Below are 18169 nucleotides of genomic sequence, written 5' to 3' on the forward strand. Positions count from 1 at the left end.
CTTAGACTGGTGCGGAGCAAAACAGCTGAACAGCACTGAAGGAAGCAAAGTGACAGTGGACATTCAACGGCAGATACCTGCGTCTTTTGACCGCGTGCAGCGGAACGAATACGGCTACAACGCCAAGCAGGTGGACCAGTTCCTCCAGCGCGCACGGGTTTCGTTCGAGAATCCGGGGGCTGCCGCACAGGTCATCAAGAGCGCCGATGTCCGGGCGGTCTGCTTCGATCCGGTCAAAGGCGGCTATGCCGCGGCCGGGGTCGACGCCGCCCTGGACCGACTGGAAGACGCCTTCGCGCGGCGCGAGCGCGATGAGCTCATCGAAGCCCGCGGCGAGGACGCCTGGCTCCGCGAAATCGGCAAGCTGTCCGGTCTCCTGCGGGGGAGACTCCACCGCCCAGACGGCGAACGGTTCCGCCGGCCGGCCGGCGGCCGGGTCCGGAGCTACAACTCCGTGGACGTTGACAACCTGTGCCACGACCTCATCGGCTACCTTGAACACGACCAACCGCTCAGCGTCGACAATGTCCGCCGCGCCGTCTTCCGCCAGGCCAAGGGCAAGGATGGCTACGAGGAAACCCAGGTGGACGCCTTCCTGGACCGTGTCGTCGAGCTCATGGCGGCCATCGACTGATGTTCCCGGCCCTTCGGCGGTTCCCTGGCGTCCGGCAGCTCCCCTAGCGCTCGGCGGTTACCTAGCGTTTGGCAGTTCCCCTAGCGCTCGGCGGCTCCCTGTCGTTCGGTGGCCAGCGGACGTTCCGGCGTGTGCAGCCTGGTCATGACCTTCGTGAGCGTCCTCGGCACCCGGTCCTTCGTGGCACGGGACACCACTATCATCACGGCGAAGGCGGCCGGCACCGTCCAGGCCGCCGGCTGTGCCAGCCACTGCGGCATCGCGGCACCCGATGCGGCCGGACCGGACAAGGCACCAGCAACCAGGGCGCCGCCGCACAGGACCCCGCCGGTCACCATCCCTGCGATGGCTCCGGCATCCGTGAGGCCCCGCCACCAGATTCCCAGCAGCAGCGCGGGACAAATCGTTGAAGCCGTAAACGCGAACACGAGGCCCACGCTGCCGGCCAAGGCCAGGGAGTCCGTCATAAACGCGAAGCCCAGCGGAACTGTGGCCGAGATCAGTGCGGCCAGCCGGAAGCCACGCACGCTTCCGCCCAGTACGTCCTGGCTGATGACGCCCGCCAGGGACACCACCAGCCCCGAGGTGGTGGACAGGAAGGCGGCAAATGCCCCCGCCACCACCAGCGCCGAGAGCAGCTCGCCAGCAGGGCCGCCGATCAGCCGGCCCGGCAGGAGCAGGACCAGCGCATCCGACCTGCCGCCCTGCGCTAGGCCCGGGGCGAACATCCGCCCGATCAGCCCGTAGGCAGTGGGAAAGAGATAGAAGACAGACAGCAGTCCCAGCACGATCAGCGTGGTGCGGCGGGCCGTCTGCCCGTCCGGGTTGGTGTAAAACCGCACCAGCACGTGTGGCAGCCCCAGCGTTCCAAAGAGCAGCGCCACGAGCAGTGAGATGTTCTGGTACGGTCCTGTCGGTGCCAGGCCGGTGGGGTTGGTATTGGCTTCGGCCACCGAAGGGACCCCGTTGCCGGCCAGTACCAGGGCTATGAAGACAAGGGGCACCGCCATGGCTGTCAGCTTCAGCCAGTACTGGAACGCCTGTACAAAGGTGATGGAGCGCATGCCACCCGCCACTACGGTCACGCACACCACAACGACCACCGCCACGGACCCCACCCAGGACGGCAGCCCTGTGGTGATGCGGATCGTCAGGGCGGCGCCGTGCAGCTGCGGCACAATGTAAAGCCAGCCCACCACCACAACCACCAGGCTGGTGACCCGGCGGACGGGCCGGGAGTCCAGGCGCACCTCCGTGAAATCCGGAATCGTATAGGCGCCCGAGCGGCGCAGCGGCGCGGCAACGAAGAGCAGCAGCATCAGGTACCCCGCCGTGTAGCCGATGGGAAACCAGAGGGCATCGGTCCCGGAGAGCAGGACCAGTCCTGCCACGCCCAGGAAACTGGCGGCCGAAAGGTACTCGCCGCCAATCGCGGAAGCGTTCCACCAGGGGCGGACCGTCCGGGATGCCACGTAGAAGTCGCCTGTGGTCCGTGAAATCCGCAACCCGTAGAACCCGATGACGGCGGTGGCCACGGAAACCGCCACGAAGGCCGCAATGCCGACCACCGGGTTCACGGCCGCCTCACGCGCCCTCCGCCAGGTCCCGGTAGCGGGCCTCGTTACGGGCGGCCGTCCGGATGTACAGCCACGCGCTGAGTCCGATCACGGGGTAGATCCCGGCCCCAAGGAGGAGCCAGCCAAACGGGATTCCCGCGATCTTCGCTTCCGCCAAACCGGGAACCAGTCCCAGCAGGAGCGGAAAAGCCAGCAGGATCAGCAGGAAGCCCGCCGCCACGACAAGTGCCAGGCGCAGCTGGGAACGGATCAGGGACCGGACGAATACCTGGCCCACATCGGACTCTTCGGCGGCTTCGCGCGAATCCCTCACCGGCTTTGCGGCTGACCGCGGGGCCGTCACCCTGACCCGGGTCATGCCTGCGGCCGGATCCGGGTGGTTTCGAGTTTCTCCCGGACAGACGGCAGGTGGCGGCGGCTGATGGGCAGCTCAGCCCCGGCCACGGTGACGGTGGGCCGGGCCGCAGCGAGCTTCATGTGGCTGACATGGTTGAGGGCGATGAGGTAGGACCGATGCGTGCGGATGAATCCGGCCTCGGCCCACTGCTGCTCGAGATCGGCCAGGGGCACGCGGATGAGGTAGCTGGCATCGGCCGTGTGGAGCCTGGCGTAATCGCCCTGGGCCTGGACGTACGTGACGTCGTCGCGCCGGATCATCCGGGTGGTGCCGCCGAGGTCCACCGTGATCATTTCCGGTGTCGCGGCTCCGTCCTTCATGAGTTCACTGATGCGGCCCACCGACCTGGCAAGTCGCTCGGCGCGCACTGGCTTCAGCAGGTAGTCCACGGCGGCGAGCTCGAAGGCTTCCAGCGCGCACTCTTCGTCCGCGGTCACGAAGACAACCGCCGGGGGGTTGCTGCTTCGTGAGATGGCCCGCGCGATATCAAGGCCGGACAGAGCTGGCATGTGGATGTCCAGGAACACCGCGTCCACGGCCTCGGCGTCGAGCACGCGCAGGGCCTCTGCGCCGGACGATGCCCGATGGATGGTACCGATCCGGCCGTCCCGGCCGAGCAGGAAAGCGAGTTCCTCGACGGCGGGCAGCTCGTCGTCAGCGACGAGGACGTTAATCATGGTTCTAGAGTACTGCCGCGGTTCAGGCGTCGTGGCCGGGCTGGGACTTGGGAACACGCATGGTGATCAGGGTCCCCTCCCCGGGTGCCGTTTCGATGACCAGGCCGTTGTCTTCGCCGTAGACCTGGCGGAGCCGGGCATCCACGTTCCGCAGCCCCACGTGGTCACTGTCGCTGTGCCCGGCCAGCATGGACCGCAGCTGTTCGGGATCCATCCCCACGCCGTCGTCCTCTATTGTGACCTCCGCGAAGGCGCCGGAATCGTTCGCCGAAATGGTGATGTGGCCCGGACCCTCCTTGGCCTCCAGGCCGTGCCGGACGGCATTTTCAACCAGGGGCTGCAGGCTGAGGAACGGAATTACGGTGCTCAGCACCTCGGGGGCGATCCGCAGGCTCACCTGGACGCGGTCCCCGAAGCGCGCACGCTCCAGCAACAGGTAGCGGTCGATGCAGCGGAGCTCTTCGGCCAGGGTGGTGAAGTCGCCATGGCGACGGAAGGAGTAGCGGGTGAAGTCGGCGAATTCCACCACCAGCTCCCGGGCCCGCACGGGGTCCGTGTTGATGAAGGACGCGATGGCGTTGAGCGAGTTGTAGATAAAGTGCGGGCTGATCTGGGCGCGGAGGGCACGGACCTCGGCCTCCATCAGGAGGGTCCGGGAAGCGTCGAGTTCGGCGAGTTCAACCTGGGCTGCCACCCAGTCTGCCACTTCGCCGGTGGCACGGACCAGCCCGGCGCCAGCCGACGGCGCGAACGCCGCAATAACGCCCACCACGCGGGCGCCGGCCTTGATGGGGGCGATGACGACGGCGCGTTCAATGTCGGGCGTGATCGCGCCGGAAGCCGCATCACCGGCGAGCATCTGCATTTCCCCGGCCGGGATCACTGCCGTGTGGCCGCCGTCGAGCACCTTGGCCGCCAGTCCCATCAGGGACGGCTTCAATTCCTCCGCGGCGCCGTCCCAGGCGAGCACTCCGGAAGTGTCGGTGATGGCCAGGGCATCGCAGCCCAGGATGGTGCGGAGCTGCCTGCTGGCTTTGGCCGCGCCCGCGGGGTTGAGCCCGGTGCGCAGGTGCTGGCCGGCCCTCGAGGCCGCGTGCAGGGTCTTGTACGTGGCGCGTTCGGCATCCGTGCCCAGCTCCCGGAAGGACCGTAGGACTTTGAGGCCGACACCGACGACGACGGCGATCGCCATCGCGATCACGGCGATGGCTGCGGCGGTGAACAGGGGGGAGTCCGGCATGGGCCCAGCGTAACGTGCCCGGCGTAGCCGCGGGGCACCGTTTGGCGCAGCATCGGGACCGCTGAGCGACGGCGGGGCGCGGTTCTCTGGATGTAAGCCGCATCACGGGAGACAGTGATTGCAGTCACATTGGCTGGGACTGTCTGCGGGTGGACGGGGCAGCCGGTGTGGACGGCAAGTCTCAATGAGGAGGAATGATGGGTAACGATGCCCCAACTCCGGACGCAGCGGCGTCCGTGGACTTCAAGCAAGTCCAATCGACGAAGCAGTTCCAGGAACTGCGCAAGCGTCACCGCAGCTTTGTCTTTCCAATGGCCGTTGCGTTCCTGCTCTGGTACTTCGCATACGTCCTCCTGGCCGACTACGCCGTCGGCTTTATGTCCACCAAGGTCTGGGGCAACATCAACATCGGGCTGATCCTGGGCCTGCTGCAGTTTGTTTCCACGTTCGCCATCACCGGCTGGTACGTGAGCTACTCCAACCGGCGGCTCGATCCCATCGCGGCGGAAATCCGCCATGAAATCGAAGGCCACGAGTTTGATAAAGCAGGCAACAAAATCAGCGGGGTAACAAAATGACGCTTATGGTTCCCGCAGTAAACGTTGCGGATCTCAAGGACACCACCCTGCTGAACATGGGCATCTTTGGCTTGTTCGTGGCCATCACCATGGTCATCGTGATCAAGGCAAGCCGCAACAACAAGACGGCGGCGGACTACTACGCCGCCGGACGTTCCTTCACCGGTCCGCAGAACGGCACCGCCATTGCCGGAGACTACCTCTCCGCGGCGTCGTTCCTCGGGATCACCGGCGCCATCGCCGTCAACGGCTACGACGGCTTTATGTACTCCATCGGCTTCCTGGTCGCCTGGCTCGTCGCCCTGCTGCTCGTGGCCGAGTTGCTCCGCAACACCGGCAAGTTCACCATGGCCGATGTGCTCTCCTTCCGGCTCAAGCAGCGCCCGGTGCGCATCGCGGCCGCCATCTCCACCCTGGCGGTCTGCTTCTTCTACCTCCTGGCGCAGATGGCCGGCGCGGGCAGCCTGATCTCCCTGCTCCTCGGCATCAGCGACTGGGGCGGACAGGCACTGGTGATCATCGTCGTCGGCGCCCTCATGATCATGTACGTACTGATCGGCGGCATGAAGGGCACCACCTGGGTGCAGATCATCAAGGCCATGCTGCTGATTGCCGGCGCCGCCGTGATGACCTTCTGGGTCCTCGCCATCTACGGCTTCAACCTCTCCGACCTGCTGGGCGGAGCGGTGGAAACGTCAGGCAACCCGAACATGCTCAACCCGGGCCTGCAGTACGGCAAGACCGAAACCTCCAAGCTGGACTTCATGTCCCTGGGCCTGGCGCTGGTGCTCGGCACCGCCGCCCTGCCCCACGTGCTGATGCGCTTCTACACTGTTCCCACCGCCAAGGAAGCCCGCAAGTCCGTGGTCTGGTCCATCTGGCTGATCGGCCTGTTCTACCTGTTCACCCTGGTCCTGGGCTACGGTGCCGCGGCACTGGTCGGCGCTGACACCATCAAGGGTGCCCCGGGCGGAGTCAACTCGGCCGCACCGCTGCTGGCGTTCCACCTTGGCGGCCCGCTGCTGCTGGGCTTCATCTCTGCGGTGGCCTTCGCCACCATCCTGGCGGTTGTCGCCGGGCTCACCATCACCGCGGCGGCATCGTTTGCGCACGACATCTACGCCAGCGTGATTGCCAAGGGGAAGGCCGACGCCGACACGGAGGTCAAGGTCGCCCGGCGCACCGTGGTGGTCATCGGCCTCCTGGCTATCGCCGGCGGCATCTTCGCCAACGGCCAGAACGTGGCGTTCCTCGTGGCACTCGCCTTCGCTGTGGCGGCCTCGGCGAACCTGCCCACCATCGTGTACTCGCTTTTCTGGCGGAAGTTCACCACCCAGGGTGCCATCTGGAGCATGTACGGCGGACTTGGCTCAGCGATCATCCTGATCGCACTGTCGCCTGTTGTCTCAGGGGCCAAGACGTCCATGATCCCGGGCGCCAACTTCGCGATCTTCCCGCTCAGCAACCCCGGCATCGTTTCTATCCCGCTCGCATTCTTGCTGGGCTGGCTAGGGTCGGTGCTGGACAAGACGCTGGAAGACACCACCAAGCAGGCCGAAATGGAAGTCCGCTCCCTGACCGGCGTGGGCGCCGAGAAGGCAGTCGACCACTGACAACCTGCTCTGTCTGAACATAGCTGACACAAACAACAGGAGCTCCCGTGAATTACGGGAGCTCCTGTTGTTTGTCTTGCTGTCCGGGGATCAGGCCTTCGGACGGAGTTTGATGTTGATCATCTTCATGTCCTTATTGCCGTCGAAGCGGTAGGCCAGATCCACTTCCTTGCTGCCGCAGCTGATGACGCCGGCGACGTCGGCAGCGTTGTTGCCGTTCTCGGTGCTCACCTTGAAGTCGTTGTACGTCGGCTTGCAGGTTTCGTCCAGTTCAAGGCTTTGGACGCCGGCGGCGAATTCCTCCTTGGAGAGCTTCTGCTGCAGGGCGGGGTCGAGGAAGTCGTCATAGGCGGTGTCGGTGTCCCCGGAGATGACCAGCTGGGTGAAATCCTCCGCCAGGCCCTTGGCTTTGGCGGTTGCGCCGCCCACCAGGTTGACCAGCAGCACCACGCCCACCACCGCGAGGAGCACGACTCCGCCGACTATGCCCAGAATGATCCACAGTTTCTTTCGGTCTCTGGCAGGTGGCTGCTGGCCCGGAACACCGTAAGGTCCGGGGGCTGCAGGAGCGCCGTACGGCGCGCTTCCGTACTGTGGATGCCCGAGCTGCCGGTTTCCGTCGCCGGGAGCCGCGGATGGCGGCGGCCCGTACGGCGGCTGACCGTGCTGCGTTTGCCCGTACTGCGGTTCCCCGTAATGGGGGACCGGCGGCGGTCCCGGAACTCCCAGCTCGGGTGACCCGTAGTGCGGAGCGGGTGCCTGCTGGCCTGAAGGCTCGTGCGCCGGGAGCGGCGGCTGTCCAGGGACCCCTGGTTGAGAGGCCGCGCGCGGCGGGACCGCAGGAGGCTGCCGCCGGCGCCGCCCGCCGTCGCCCGGTTCGGCCGGCTGGGACGGTTCCTGAGGATTGCTCAAGATCAAGCCTTTCCGGCAGCCGGCCTGGCCAGTGCCTGATTGCACGGGCCGTTCACGGCCGCGATTCGTTCGTCTCTACCCAGCCTATAACCCCGGCGTCCCCTCAGCCGGAAGCGGACCCTCAGCCTTCGGCGGGGCCGCGCTCGAGCAGCGGCTGGATCCGGAACGGGATCAGCTCTCCCATGGCCAGCGCCGTATCCGTCCGGTCCACTCCCTCACAGGCCAGAATCTTGCCGTTAATGCGGAAGAGGTCTTCGGCGTCCAGCGCCGCTACCCGCAGCAGGAGGTCCGCGGAGCCGGTCAGTCCGTAACCTTCCAGGATTTCCGGGATGCCGGCCAGGTCCACTGCCAGCTGGCCCAGTTTCTGCTGCTGCACGTGGACAGAGATGAAGGCCATCAGCGGATATCCCAGTGCCGCCGGATTGATCCGCCGCTCAAAGGACAGGAAGACGTGCTTTTTCTCCAGCTGGGCCATCCGGGCCTGCACTGTGTTGCGGGAGAGCCCGAGCTTCTGCGCCAGGGCAACCACCGTCCGTTTCGGGTCCTTCGCGAGGGCGGAAAGGAGCCGGGTGTCAGTGCCATCCAAAGCTTGCATAATGCGCAAGGCTAGCACGGGAGCTGGCCCTGAGACAGGGCATAGTGCTCAGTTTTTTGGACAGTGGTTGTACCCAATGAGCATTGTGAGTATGGTCACAATTATCCGGGGCAACGGCGCCCGGGCGGCTGGCGTGCACGGGGATCACGAGTTCCTTGAGCGCCGGTGACACGACGTATGAAGGTTGCGTGCAACTGTGTTTACAGACGAGTTGGGTCAGGGCGGCAACGCCGCCGGTGGCCCGGACAACAGTGCAGGACATCACGGCGGGGCGGGCGAAGACCTGGTTCAACTGATCACTCCCGGCGGTGAGCGCGTCAGCCATCCGCAGTACGACGCGTGGGTCCGGGATGTCAGTGATGAGCAGCTGGGTTCCCTGTATGAGGACATGGTGGTCATCCGGCGGATCGACACCGAAGCCACGGCGCTCCAGCGCCAGGGCGAGCTCGGTCTGTGGCCGCCGCTGCTGGGCCAGGAGGCCTCCCAGATAGGGTCGGCAAGGTCGCTCCGGGACGATGACTTCGTGTTTTCCAGCTACCGCGAGAACGGCGTCGCCTACTGCCGCGGCGTGGACCTGGCCGACATCCTCAAGGTGTGGCGGGGGAATGCGTCGGCAGGCTGGGACCCGTACACCATCAACATGGCCACGCCGCAGATCATCATCGGAGCCCAGACGCTCCATGCGACCGGCTACGCCATGGGCATCCAGAATGACGGCGCCGACTCCGTGGCCATCACCTACTTCGGCGACGGCGCCACGAGCGAAGGCGACGTCAATGAGGCGATGGTCTTCGCCGCCAGCTTCCAGTCACCGGTGATCTTCTTCTGCCAGAACAACCACTGGGCCATTTCCGAGCCGGTCCGCCTGCAGTCCCACATCAGGATCGCCGACCGCGCGGCAGGATTCGGGATTCCCGGCATAAGGGTGGACGGAAATGACGTCCTGGCGGTGATGGCGGCCACGCGGGAGGCCCTCGAACGGGCCCGCCACGGCGGCGGGCCCACGTTCATCGAAGCAGTCACCTACCGGATGGGCCCGCATACCACTGCAGACGACCCCACACGGTACCGGGATGCCAACGAACTGGAAGACTGGGCGGCCAAGGATCCGATTGCCCGGGTCAGGGGCCTACTGGAACGCAAGGGCCTGCTGACGGACGAGCTTGAGGGCAGGGTGGCTGCCAAAGCGGACGCCGTGGCCCGGGACATGCGGGCCGGTTGCATCAACATGCCGGACCCGCAGCCGCTGGACATCTTCAAACACGTCTACAGCACCCCCAACTCCTGGCTGGACCGCCAGGAGGACCACTACTCCCGTTACCTGGCGTCCTTCGGCGATCCCGCAGCCGCCAACTCAGAAGAAGGTGCTCGCTGATGACGCAGATGACCTTTGCCCGGGCAATCAACTCCGGCCTCCGCAAATCCCTTGAAAACGACCCCAAGGTCATCCTGATGGGGGAGGACATCGGCACGCTCGGCGGCGTCTTCCGCGTGACCGACGGCCTGCAAAAGGACTTCGGCAAGCACCGCGTGGTGGACACCCCGCTCGCCGAGTCAGGCATCATGGGCACCGCCGTCGGCCTGGCCTACCGCGGCTACCGGCCGGTGGTGGAAATCCAGTTCGACGGGTTCATCTATCCGGCCTTCGACCAGATCGTGTCCCAGGTGGCCAAGCTCCACTACCGCACCCAGGGCGCCGTCAAGATGCCCATCACGGTACGCGTCCCCTTCGGCGGCGGCATCGGTTCCCCGGAGCACCATTCAGAGTCTCCTGAGGCGTACTTCACCCACACGTCCGGACTGCGGGTGGTCAGCGTGTCCAACCCGCAGGATGCCCATACCGTGATCCAGCAGGCGATTGCCTCGGACGATCCGGTACTGTACTTCGAACCCAAACGCCGCTACCACGACAAAGGCGAGGTGGACGAGTCGATCGATCCAGCCACCGCCCTGTCCATGGAAAAGGCCCGGGTGGTCACCGAGGGCAAGGACGTGACTCTCGTCGCCTACGGCCCGCTGGTCAAAACCGCCAAGGACGCCGCCCTGGCCGCCGCGGATGAAGGCGTCTCCGTCGAGGTCATCGACCTGCGCTCGCTGGCCCCGGTGGACTTCGCAACCTTGGAGGCCTCGGTGCGCAAGACAGGACGGCTGGTGATCACGCACGAGGCCGGCCAGTCGGGCGGGCTCGGTGCCGAGGTGGCGGCGAGCATCACCGAACGCTGCTTCTATCACCTGGAAGCGGCCCCCGTCCGGATCACCGGTTTCGACATCCCGTACCCCTATTCGAAGCTTGAGATGCACCACCTGCCGGGCCTGGACAGAATCCTGGACGGTGTGGACCGTGCCCTGGGCCGTCCCAACTCCCTCAGCGGGCTGGAAGGATGAGCGCCGCCATGATCAAGGAATTCAGGCTCCCGGACCTTGGCGAAGGGCTCACGGAATCGGAAATCCTCAGCTGGAAAGTTGCTGTTGGCGACACCGTGGCCCTGAACCAGGTCATTGCGGAAGTGGAAACGGCCAAGGCCGTCGTCGAACTGCCGTCGCCGTTCGCCGGTGTGATCACCGCCCTGCATGAGCAGCCGGGAACCGTGGTGGAGGTCGGCAAGCCGATCGTTTCCTTCGAGGTTGAAGGCGACGACGGCGGTCCTTCCGCAGCAAGTCCGGCCCCGGCAGAGGCCGCCAAGCGGGAGCCCAATCTGGTGGGCTACGGCGCTGTCGTCGAAGGTTCAGGGCGGCCGGCCCGGCGTGCCCGCACGTTCGCTGCCCCGGCCGCCCGGGTGGTTGAGCCTGTCGAAACCCGTGCCCCGGCGGCCAGTGCGGCCCCTGCAGCCGCCGCCGAGCGTCCGCGGTCCACACCGCCCGTACGGAAGCTGGCCAAGGACCTTGGCGTTGAGCTCACGGCGGTGACCGGTACCGGCGCCGGCGGCCTGATCACCCGCGACGATGTGCGCAACTTCGTCGGCGGGGGAGACCTTCCCGCTGCTGCCCGGGCCCTGGCCGGAGCGGAGGCCGCGGGCGGCGCAGCAAGCGGCGCGCCGGGTGAACGCGAAACCCGCACGCCCATCAAGGGTGTCCGCAAGCTGACGGCGGCCGCCATGGTGTCCAGTGCGTTCACCGCGCCGCACGCCACGGAATTCCTGACCATCGACGTCACGCCCACCATGGAACTGCTGTCCCGGCTCAAGGCCAGCCGCACTTTTGAGGGTTTCAAGCTGACGCCGCTGACTCTCGTGGCCAAGGCGTTGCTGATCGCCCTCCGCCGCCAGCCGTCGCTGAACTCGCGGTGGGACGAAGCCAACCAGGAGATCGTGCAGTACAACTATGTGAACCTGGGCATTGCCGCGGCAACTCCCCGCGGACTGACCGTGCCGAACATCAAGGACGCCCACAGCATGTCCCTAACGGAGTTGTCCACGGCGCTGACCGCCCTGACCGAGACTGCCCGCGCCGGCAAGACCAGCCCGGCCGAGCTCACCGGCGGCACCATCTCCATCACGAACATCGGAGTGTTCGGCATCGATGCCGGCACCCCGATCCTCAACCCCGGCGAGGCTGCCATCCTCGCCATGGGTGCCGTGCGGAAGATGCCCTGGGAGTACAGGGACGAGGTGGCACTACGCCAGGTCATGACCCTCAGCCTCTCCTTCGACCACCGCCTGGTCGACGGCGAGCAGGGATCACGCTTCCTGGCAGACATCGGTGCGATCCTCGCTGACCCGGGAATGGTGCTGGCGATGGTCTGACCAGCGGACCTCGACAAGCTGACGCCAACGAAGCTGCCGGCCGCCACTTCCGAAAGGAATTGGCGGCCGGCAGCTTTCTTGGGTTGCGCCCTCCTCGGGCCGCGGCGTTCCTGCGTTGCGGCCCGCGGGCGCGGGGGCGGCCGTCGTGGGGCACTTTGAGGTCAATTTACGACGGCGGCGCCACAGTTTTGGGCGTGTCCGTGTCTAAGTGCCCCGGCTAGGCCGCGAGCCGGGTCGCCGAGGGAACGGGCAGCCGGCAGTTGTGCGTCTATTCGCCGGGTACGGGGCTGGCCGTCACCAGGAGGGCGGCGAGCGCCATGCTCTCCAGCAGCGGCCGGGCCGACTTGGCCGCGACCCTCCGGCCGTGGCTGCGGACCGAATGCGGGGTGGAGTTGATGAGGCCGAAAGCGGCATGTGCGCGCATCCGGAGCTCGGCGGTATCCGTGCCGGCATGCAGCGCCTGCAGCACCTCCACCCAAAGCTCCACATAGTTCCGTTGCAGGGTCCGGACCGCAGCCTGGTCGTCGTCGGACAGGTTGCTGAAGTCGCGGTCCTGGACCCGGATGACGTCGGGATTGCTCAGGGCGAAATCCACGTGGAACTGAACCAGGCGGGCCAGCGCTGCGGCGGGATCGCCGGCGTCGGCCACCACCCGGCGGCCGCCGTCCAGCAGTTCTTGGCTCACGCTGAGCAGCAGCGCACCCAAAACGGCCTGCTTGCCGGCGAAGTGGCGGTAAACGGCGGGTCCGCTAACTCCGGCTGCGGCACCAAGGTCCTCCAGTGAAACGCGGTTGAAGCCGTTGAGGGCAAAAAGGGTGGCGGCCGAGGACAGCAGCGCCTGCCGCCGGCTCTCTTTGGCCTGGCTGCGCTGTGTTGTCTGGACGGGCAGTGTTGTCTGGGCCCGTTGCCCCGCCGGGCTGCCGGCGTCGCGCTCGATGATCGGCACATTTCCTCCTTGGAACTGCAAATCCTAGCAATGCAAACGCGTGTTGGACATCACAGTTAATAGAGACTAACCTAAATCTCAGTTATACGGTACTAACCGAATCGCTCAGGACGGCCTCGCCGGGCGTCCGGGAACGGAAGCAGTCAATGGAGACAATCGCCAGCCAGGTGGACGCGTCAAGCGACGCCTTCGCCGCGAACCGCGAGGCCCAGCTGGGGTTGGCCCGCGAGCTGAAGGAGCGCCTCGCCGCGGCCGCCCTGGGCGGCCCGGAGAAGTCCCGTGAACGCCACGTCGCGCGGGGCAAGCTTCTGCCCCGCGAACGCATCGACCGGCTGCTCGACGACGGCAGTCCCTTCCTCGAGATCGCGCCGCTGGCGGCCAACGGCATGTACAACGACGACTCACCCGGAGCCGGCGTCATCGCCGGGATCGGCCTCGTCCACGGGCGCCAGGTGCTGGTCATCTCCAACGATGCCACCGTCAAGGGCGGCACGTACTACCCGATGACGGTGAAGAAGCACCTCCGGGCGCAGGAAATCGCGCTGGAGAACCGGCTGCCCTGCATCTACCTCGTGGATTCGGGCGGGGCCTTCCTGCCGAAGCAGGACGAGGTCTTTCCGGACAAGGAGCACTTCGGCCGGATCTTCTTCAACCAGGCGAAGATGTCCGCTGCAGGGATCCCGCAGATCGCCTCAGTCATGGGCTCGTGCACCGCCGGCGGCGCCTACGTCCCGGCGATGAGCGATGAGACCGTGATCGTCCGCAACCAGGGCACCATCTTCCTGGGCGGCCCGCCGCTGGTGAAGGCAGCCATCGGCGAGATCGTCACGGCGGAGGAGCTCGGCGGCGGCGAGGTGCACTCGAAGATCTCAGGTGTCACCGACCACCTGGCCGAGAACGATGAGCATGCGCTCCAGATTGTCCGGGACATCGTCTCCACCCTGCCCCGCCCGGCCCTCCCCGCCTGGGACGTGGACACCGCCGTCGAACCCGTCGCTGACCCGGACGGGCTCTACGGCGTCGTCCCCACCGACGTCAACGCGCAGTACGACGTCCGCGAAGTCGTCGCACGGCTGGTGGACGGCAGCCGCTTCCACGAATTCAAGAAGAACTACGGCACCACCCTCGTCACCGGCTTCGCGAAGCTGCACGGCCACCCGGTGGGCATCGTGGCGAACAACGGCGTGCTGTTCAGCGAATCCTCCCTCAAGGGCGCCCACTTCATCGAACTCTGCGACCAGCGCGGCATCCCGCTGATCTTCCTGCAGAACCTCTCCGGATTCATGGTCGGCAAGGACTACGAGCAGGGCGGCATCGCCAAGAACGGCGCCAAGATGGTCACCGCCGTCGCCACCGCCCGCGTGCCCAAGCTGACAGTGGTGATCGGCGGCTCTTTCGGCGCCGGCAACTACTCCATGTGCGGGCGGGCATACTCGCCACGGTTCCTGTGGATGTGGCCGGCGTCCCGGATCTCGGTGATGGGCGGCAACCAGGCGTCCAGCGTGCTCGCCACAGTGAAGCGCGACCAGTACGAGGCGCGCGGCGAGGAATGGTCCGCCGCGGATGAGGAAGCGTTCAAGGCCCCGATCAAGCAGCAGTACGAGGACCAGGGCAGCCCCTACTACTCCACGGCGCGCCTGTGGGATGACGGCGTGATCGACCCCGCGGACACCCGCACCGTCCTGGGACTGGCGCTTGACGTCGTCTCCCGCACCCCGCTGCCGGAGACCTCCTTCGGCCTTTTCCGGATGTGACAGCCATGACTACTTCTTCAGCTCCCCAGCAGCCGGCGCGGGCCCGCACCGCCGCCCGGGACTCCGCGCCGAAGCCGCTCTTCGGCACCGTGCTCGTCGCCAACCGCGGCGAGATCGCCTGCCGCGTGATCCGCACGCTCCGCGCGCTCGGTATCCGTTCGGTGGCCGTCTACAGCGACGCCGACGCCGGTGCCCGCCACGTGCGGGAAGCCGACCTCGCCGTGCGGATCGGCCCGGCCGCCGCCGCAGAGAGCTACCTCAAGATCGAGGCGATGATCCAGGCGTGCCGCGAGACCGGCGCCGATGCCGTGCACCCGGGCTACGGCTTCCTGAGCGAGAACGTCGACTTCGCCCGCGAACTGGAGAAGGCCGGTATTACGTTCATCGGCCCCGGCGTCGAGTCGCTCAATGTCATGGGGGACAAGATCCGGTCCAAGAACCACGTCGCCGGCTACGGAGTCCCCGTGGTCCCGGGCATCGCCGAGCCCGGCATGACCGACGCGCAGCTCATCGAGGCCGCGGCCGGCGTCGGCTTCCCCCTGCTGATCAAGCCCTCCGCCGGGGGCGGCGGCAAGGGCATGCATATTGTCGAGCGCCCCGACGAGCTGGAGGCCACCCTGGCTACCGCCCGCCGCGTCGCGGCCAGCGCCTTCGGCGACGACACGTTGTTCCTGGAGCGGCTCGTCACCACCCCGCGGCACATCGAGGTCCAGGTGCTGGCGGACAACTACGGCAACGTCGTCCATCTGGGGGAGCGCGAGTGTTCGCTGCAGCGCCGCCACCAGAAGGTCATTGAGGAAGCCCCCTCGCCGCTGCTGGAATCCCTCCCCGACGGCGAAGCCGTCCGAGCGAGGATCGGCGAGGCGGCCTGCAACGCCGCCCGCAGCGTCCGCTACAGCGGCGCCGGGACCGTGGAATTCCTGGTCTCGGACAACGCTCCGGACGAATTCTTCTTTATGGAGATGAACACGCGACTGCAGGTGGAGCATCCGGTCACCGAGATGGTCACCGGCGTCGACCTCGTTGAATGGCAGGTGCGGATCGCCGCCGGCGAGGAACTCACCGTCCGCCAGGACGACGTCGTGCTTAACGGGCACTCGGTGGAGGCGCGCGTCTACGCCGAAATTCCCGAACGGAACTTCCTGCCGTCAACCGGACATGTCCTTCTCCTGGACGAAGTGCCCGGCCCCGTGCAACGGCCAAGCGCCCCTGCCCGCAACGAGGTCGGGGCAGGCCGGGGCCGCGTCCGCGTGGACTCGGCGCTCATGGATGGCCTCGAGATCTCGTCAAGCTACGACCCCATGATTTCCAAGGTGATCGCCTGGGGCCAGGACCGCACCGCCGCCCTCGACACCCTGGACGAGGCGCTCGCCGGGTACACGGCGCTGGGCATCGACACCAACGTCGAGTACCTGAGGCTTCTGATCAACGACGCCGACGTCCGCGCCGGGCGCCTCGACACGGGCCTGATCGAACGCAAAATGCCGCAGTTCGTGTTCCGCCGCGTGGGCGACTTCGAACTGGTGGCTGCAGCTCTGTTCGCTGCAGCACGGGAAACGGAGCAGGACAGGCAGCAGGCCCCGGCGGGGGTGTGGCAACGGAAGGATGGGTGGCGGCCCGGCGGGCACGCACCGCGCCGTATCAGCCTTGGAACGTCCGACGGCGGTGTTGCCACGGTGGCACTGCGCGGCGGGGCAGCAACGAGGGAGACTGCCGTGTCGGTGGACGGCGGCCCGTGGCAGACTGCATCCGCGGATTTCTCGAGCCGTCGCAGTGCCCGGGTCGCGCTGGATGGCGAGGCGAGGACGTACTCGTTTGCGCCGGTTTATTCAGGGCCTGTCACGCCGGACTGGTACAACCCGCAGCCGGGCGTCCCCACTGAATTGTTCCTCGGCAACGACGGCTGGTCCTGCCGGCTGGACATCCTTACCCGCGAAGCCCGACTGGCCCGGGTGCTCGCGGCGATCGAGCGCGAAGAAGGCGCCGCTGACCCGGCCGTGCGCTCGCCGATGCCCGGCACCGTGGTATCCGTCAACGTCAGCAACGGCGATGCCGTGCAGTCCGGCCAGATCCTGCTTTCGGTGGAGGCCATGAAGATGGAGCACCAGCTCGTGGCGCCGCTCGCCGGCACCGTGCATATCAGCGTCACGTCCGGTGACCTCGTCAAGGCGGACCAGGTCGTCGCGAGCATCCACCCGCAAGAGCCCTCGAAGGCGGAGGACACGGTGGAAGAATCCGTCATCGCCATGGGCGCGGCAGAGTAGCCCCCGCGTCAATACCAAATACATCAAACACACCCGATACAGAGTTAAGACAAGGAAGTCCCAACATGGCTGATTTTGAGCTCAGCGAGGAATACCAGGACCTCAGCAACACCGTCCGCGAATTCGCCGATGAAGTGGTGGCGCCGGTTTCCGCCAAACACGACGAGGAACACAGCTTCCCCTACGAGGTCGTGAAGCAGATGGCGGACATGGGGCTCTTTGGCCTGCCGTTCCCGGAAGAGTTCGGCGGCATGGGCGGTGACTACTTTGCCCTCGCGCTGGCGCTGGAGCAGCTGGGGCGGGTGGACCAGTCCGTGGCCATCACGCTGGAAGCCGGCGTGTCCCTCGGCGCCATGCCTGTGTATCGCTTCGGCACTGACGCCCAGAAGGAGGAATGGCTGCCGTCGCTGGCGTCCGGCCAGGCGCTCGCCGGCTTCGGCCTGACGGAACCCGAGGCGGGCTCCGACGCGGGCGGAACCAAGACCACGGCCCGGCTCGAAGGCGGTGAGTGGATCATCAACGGCAACAAGGAATTCATCACCAACTCCGGGACTGACATCACCCGCCTGGTCACCGTGACGGCCGTAACGGCCAAGCACGAACGCCAGGACGGCACCGTCAAGAAGGAAATCTCCACCATCCTGGTGCCCACCAACACGCCAGGCTTCAAGGCGGAGAAGGCCTACAACAAGGTGGGCTGGAACGCCTCTGACACCCATCCGCTCACGCTCAAGGACGTCCACGTACCGGAGGCAAACCTCCTCGGCGAGCAGGGGCGCGGCTACGCCAACTTCCTCTCCATCCTGGACGAAGGCCGTATTGCCATCGCCGCGCTCGCCACGGGCGCGGCCCAGGGCTGTGTTGACCTGTCCGTGAAGTACGCAAAGGAACGAAGTGCGTTCGGGCAGAACATCGGCAAGTACCAGGCCATCGCGTTCAAGATCGCCCGCATGGAAGCGCGGGCCCACACCGCACGGTTGGCTTACTACGACGCCGCGGCCAGGATGCTTGCCGGGAAGCCGTTCAAGACCCAGGCGGCCATCGCTAAGATGGTCGCAGGTGAGGCAGCCATGGACAACGCGCGGGACGCCACCCAGGTGTTCGGCGGCTATGGCTTCATCAACGAATTCACCGTGGCACGGCACTACCGCGACTCCAAGATCCTTGAAGTGGGGGAGGGCACCACGGAGGTCCAGCTGATGCTGATCGCCCGCGAACTCGGCCTTTAGCTTCCCGCCA

16 protein-coding genes are annotated in these 18169 nt (G+C 66.5%); 9 read left to right on the forward strand and 7 right to left on the reverse strand.

Annotated features, from left to right (window positions below; translation table 11 throughout):
- The first annotated feature begins 49 nt into the window (after positions 1-49).
- Entirely contained in the window at positions 50-634 is a 585-nt protein-coding gene (locus JOE41_RS17810) for a DivIVA domain-containing protein (protein WP_209753120.1), read from the forward strand.
- Between the two features lie 80 nt (positions 635-714).
- Here the strand turns inward: JOE41_RS17810 and JOE41_RS17815 are convergent, their stop codons facing one another.
- The 4 genes from JOE41_RS17815 to JOE41_RS17830 are packed head-to-tail and all read right to left on the reverse strand — an operon-like array spanning position 715 to position 4525.
- Entirely contained in the window at positions 715-2211 is a 1497-nt protein-coding gene (locus JOE41_RS17815; RefSeq protein ID WP_209753121.1) for a cation acetate symporter, read from the reverse strand.
- Between the two features lie 7 nt (positions 2212-2218).
- Positions 2219-2569 carry a DUF485 domain-containing protein gene (locus tag JOE41_RS17820; protein WP_043429589.1) on the reverse strand — a complete coding sequence of 117 codons (351 nt, stop codon included), beginning with the start codon at positions 2567-2569 and terminating at the stop codon, positions 2219-2221.
- Entirely contained in the window at positions 2566-3285 is a 720-nt protein-coding gene (locus JOE41_RS17825; protein WP_011691236.1) for a LytTR family DNA-binding domain-containing protein, read from the reverse strand. Before JOE41_RS17825 ends, JOE41_RS17820 begins: the two co-directional genes overlap by 4 nt.
- A 22-nt stretch (positions 3286-3307) precedes the next feature.
- The gene (locus JOE41_RS17830) at positions 3308-4525 is read right to left on the reverse strand and encodes a sensor histidine kinase (protein ID WP_209753122.1); all 1218 of its coding nucleotides are present in this window, start codon (positions 4523-4525) and stop codon (positions 3308-3310) included.
- A 197-nt stretch (positions 4526-4722) separates the two neighbouring features.
- On the opposite strand from JOE41_RS17830, the gene JOE41_RS17835 reads away from it, so the two are divergent.
- On the forward strand, positions 4723-5103 hold the full coding sequence (locus JOE41_RS17835) for a DUF485 domain-containing protein (RefSeq protein ID WP_011691238.1): 381 nt from the start codon (positions 4723-4725) through the stop codon (positions 5101-5103).
- Entirely contained in the window at positions 5100-6716 is a 1617-nt protein-coding gene (locus tag JOE41_RS17840; protein WP_209753123.1) for a cation acetate symporter, read from the forward strand. Before JOE41_RS17835 ends, JOE41_RS17840 begins: the two co-directional genes overlap by 4 nt.
- A gap of 90 nt (positions 6717-6806) precedes the next feature.
- On the opposite strand, the gene JOE41_RS17845 is transcribed toward JOE41_RS17840, so the two are convergent.
- Together JOE41_RS17845 and JOE41_RS17850 are read right to left on the reverse strand one after the other, a co-directional pair.
- The gene (locus JOE41_RS17845; protein WP_232223602.1) at positions 6807-7187 is read right to left on the reverse strand and encodes a hypothetical protein; all 381 of its coding nucleotides are present in this window, start codon (positions 7185-7187) and stop codon (positions 6807-6809) included.
- A gap of 562 nt (positions 7188-7749) precedes the next feature.
- Complete coding sequence (locus JOE41_RS17850; protein ID WP_209753124.1) at positions 7750-8223, reverse strand: Lrp/AsnC family transcriptional regulator; 474 nt, start codon at positions 8221-8223, stop codon at positions 7750-7752.
- Positions 8224-8419: 196 nt separating this feature from the next.
- Between JOE41_RS17850 and pdhA the strand changes: the two genes are divergently transcribed.
- Genes pdhA through JOE41_RS17865 form a run of 3 tightly spaced genes read left to right on the forward strand, consistent with a single transcriptional unit; the run spans position 8420 to position 11966 of the window.
- Positions 8420-9598 carry a pyruvate dehydrogenase (acetyl-transferring) E1 component subunit alpha gene (gene pdhA / locus JOE41_RS17855; protein WP_011691242.1) on the forward strand — a complete coding sequence of 393 codons (1179 nt, stop codon included), beginning with the start codon at positions 8420-8422 and terminating at the stop codon, positions 9596-9598.
- Positions 9598-10608 (forward strand): alpha-ketoacid dehydrogenase subunit beta, encoded by a 1011-nt coding sequence (locus JOE41_RS17860; RefSeq protein ID WP_209753125.1) that lies wholly within the window; start codon positions 9598-9600, stop codon positions 10606-10608. The genes pdhA and JOE41_RS17860 overlap by 1 nt, the downstream gene beginning before the upstream one ends.
- Positions 10609-10616: 8 nt before the next feature.
- On the forward strand, positions 10617-11966 hold the full coding sequence (locus JOE41_RS17865; protein WP_209753126.1) for a dihydrolipoamide acetyltransferase family protein: 1350 nt from the start codon (positions 10617-10619) through the stop codon (positions 11964-11966).
- A gap of 268 nt (positions 11967-12234) precedes the next feature.
- Here JOE41_RS17865 and JOE41_RS17870 read toward each other — a convergent pair whose 3' ends face one another.
- A complete protein-coding gene (locus JOE41_RS17870) occupies positions 12235-12903 on the reverse strand; it encodes a TetR/AcrR family transcriptional regulator (protein WP_374068730.1) in 669 nt (222 codons plus the stop codon).
- A gap of 155 nt (positions 12904-13058) precedes the next feature.
- Here JOE41_RS17870 and JOE41_RS17875 point away from each other — a divergent pair, with 155 nt between their 5' ends.
- From JOE41_RS17875 to JOE41_RS17885, 3 genes are all read left to right on the forward strand, one after another.
- Entirely contained in the window at positions 13059-14666 is a 1608-nt protein-coding gene (locus JOE41_RS17875; RefSeq protein ID WP_209753127.1) for a carboxyl transferase domain-containing protein, read from the forward strand.
- A 5-nt stretch (positions 14667-14671) separates the two neighbouring features.
- The gene (locus JOE41_RS17880; RefSeq protein WP_209753128.1) at positions 14672-16930 is read left to right on the forward strand and encodes a biotin carboxylase N-terminal domain-containing protein; all 2259 of its coding nucleotides are present in this window, start codon (positions 14672-14674) and stop codon (positions 16928-16930) included.
- 65 nt (positions 16931-16995) lie between these two features.
- Positions 16996-18159 carry an acyl-CoA dehydrogenase family protein gene (locus JOE41_RS17885; protein ID WP_209753129.1) on the forward strand — a complete coding sequence of 388 codons (1164 nt, stop codon included), beginning with the start codon at positions 16996-16998 and terminating at the stop codon, positions 18157-18159.
- Positions 18160-18169: the final 10 nt, after the last annotated feature.

This window comes from Arthrobacter sp. PvP103 (assembly GCF_017833075.1).
Taxonomy (GTDB): Bacteria; Actinomycetota; Actinomycetes; order Actinomycetales; family Micrococcaceae; genus Arthrobacter.

Bases quoted from the DNA above. Each gene is read 5' to 3' on its own strand.
- JOE41_RS17820 (WP_043429589.1), bottom strand. From the start codon at position 2,569: ATGACCCGGGTCAGGGTGACGGCCCCGCGGTCAGCCGCAAAGCCGGTG.
- JOE41_RS17825 (WP_011691236.1), bottom strand. From the start codon at position 3,285: ATGATTAACGTCCTCGTCGCTGACGACGAGCTGCCCGCCGTCGAGGAA.
- JOE41_RS17830 (WP_209753122.1), bottom strand. From the start codon at position 4,525: ATGCCGGACTCCCCCCTGTTCACCGCCGCAGCCATCGCCGTGATCGCG.
- JOE41_RS17835 (WP_011691238.1), top strand. From the start codon at position 4,723: ATGGGTAACGATGCCCCAACTCCGGACGCAGCGGCGTCCGTGGACTTC.
- JOE41_RS17840 (WP_209753123.1), top strand. From the start codon at position 5,100: ATGACGCTTATGGTTCCCGCAGTAAACGTTGCGGATCTCAAGGACACC.
- JOE41_RS17850 (WP_209753124.1), bottom strand. From the start codon at position 8,223: ATGCAAGCTTTGGATGGCACTGACACCCGGCTCCTTTCCGCCCTCGCG.
- JOE41_RS17860 (WP_209753125.1), top strand. From the start codon at position 9,598: ATGACGCAGATGACCTTTGCCCGGGCAATCAACTCCGGCCTCCGCAAA.
- JOE41_RS17865 (WP_209753126.1), top strand. From the start codon at position 10,617: ATGATCAAGGAATTCAGGCTCCCGGACCTTGGCGAAGGGCTCACGGAA.
- JOE41_RS17875 (WP_209753127.1), top strand. From the start codon at position 13,059: ATGGAGACAATCGCCAGCCAGGTGGACGCGTCAAGCGACGCCTTCGCC.
- JOE41_RS17880 (WP_209753128.1), top strand. From the start codon at position 14,672: ATGACTACTTCTTCAGCTCCCCAGCAGCCGGCGCGGGCCCGCACCGCC.
- JOE41_RS17885 (WP_209753129.1), top strand. From the start codon at position 16,996: ATGGCTGATTTTGAGCTCAGCGAGGAATACCAGGACCTCAGCAACACC.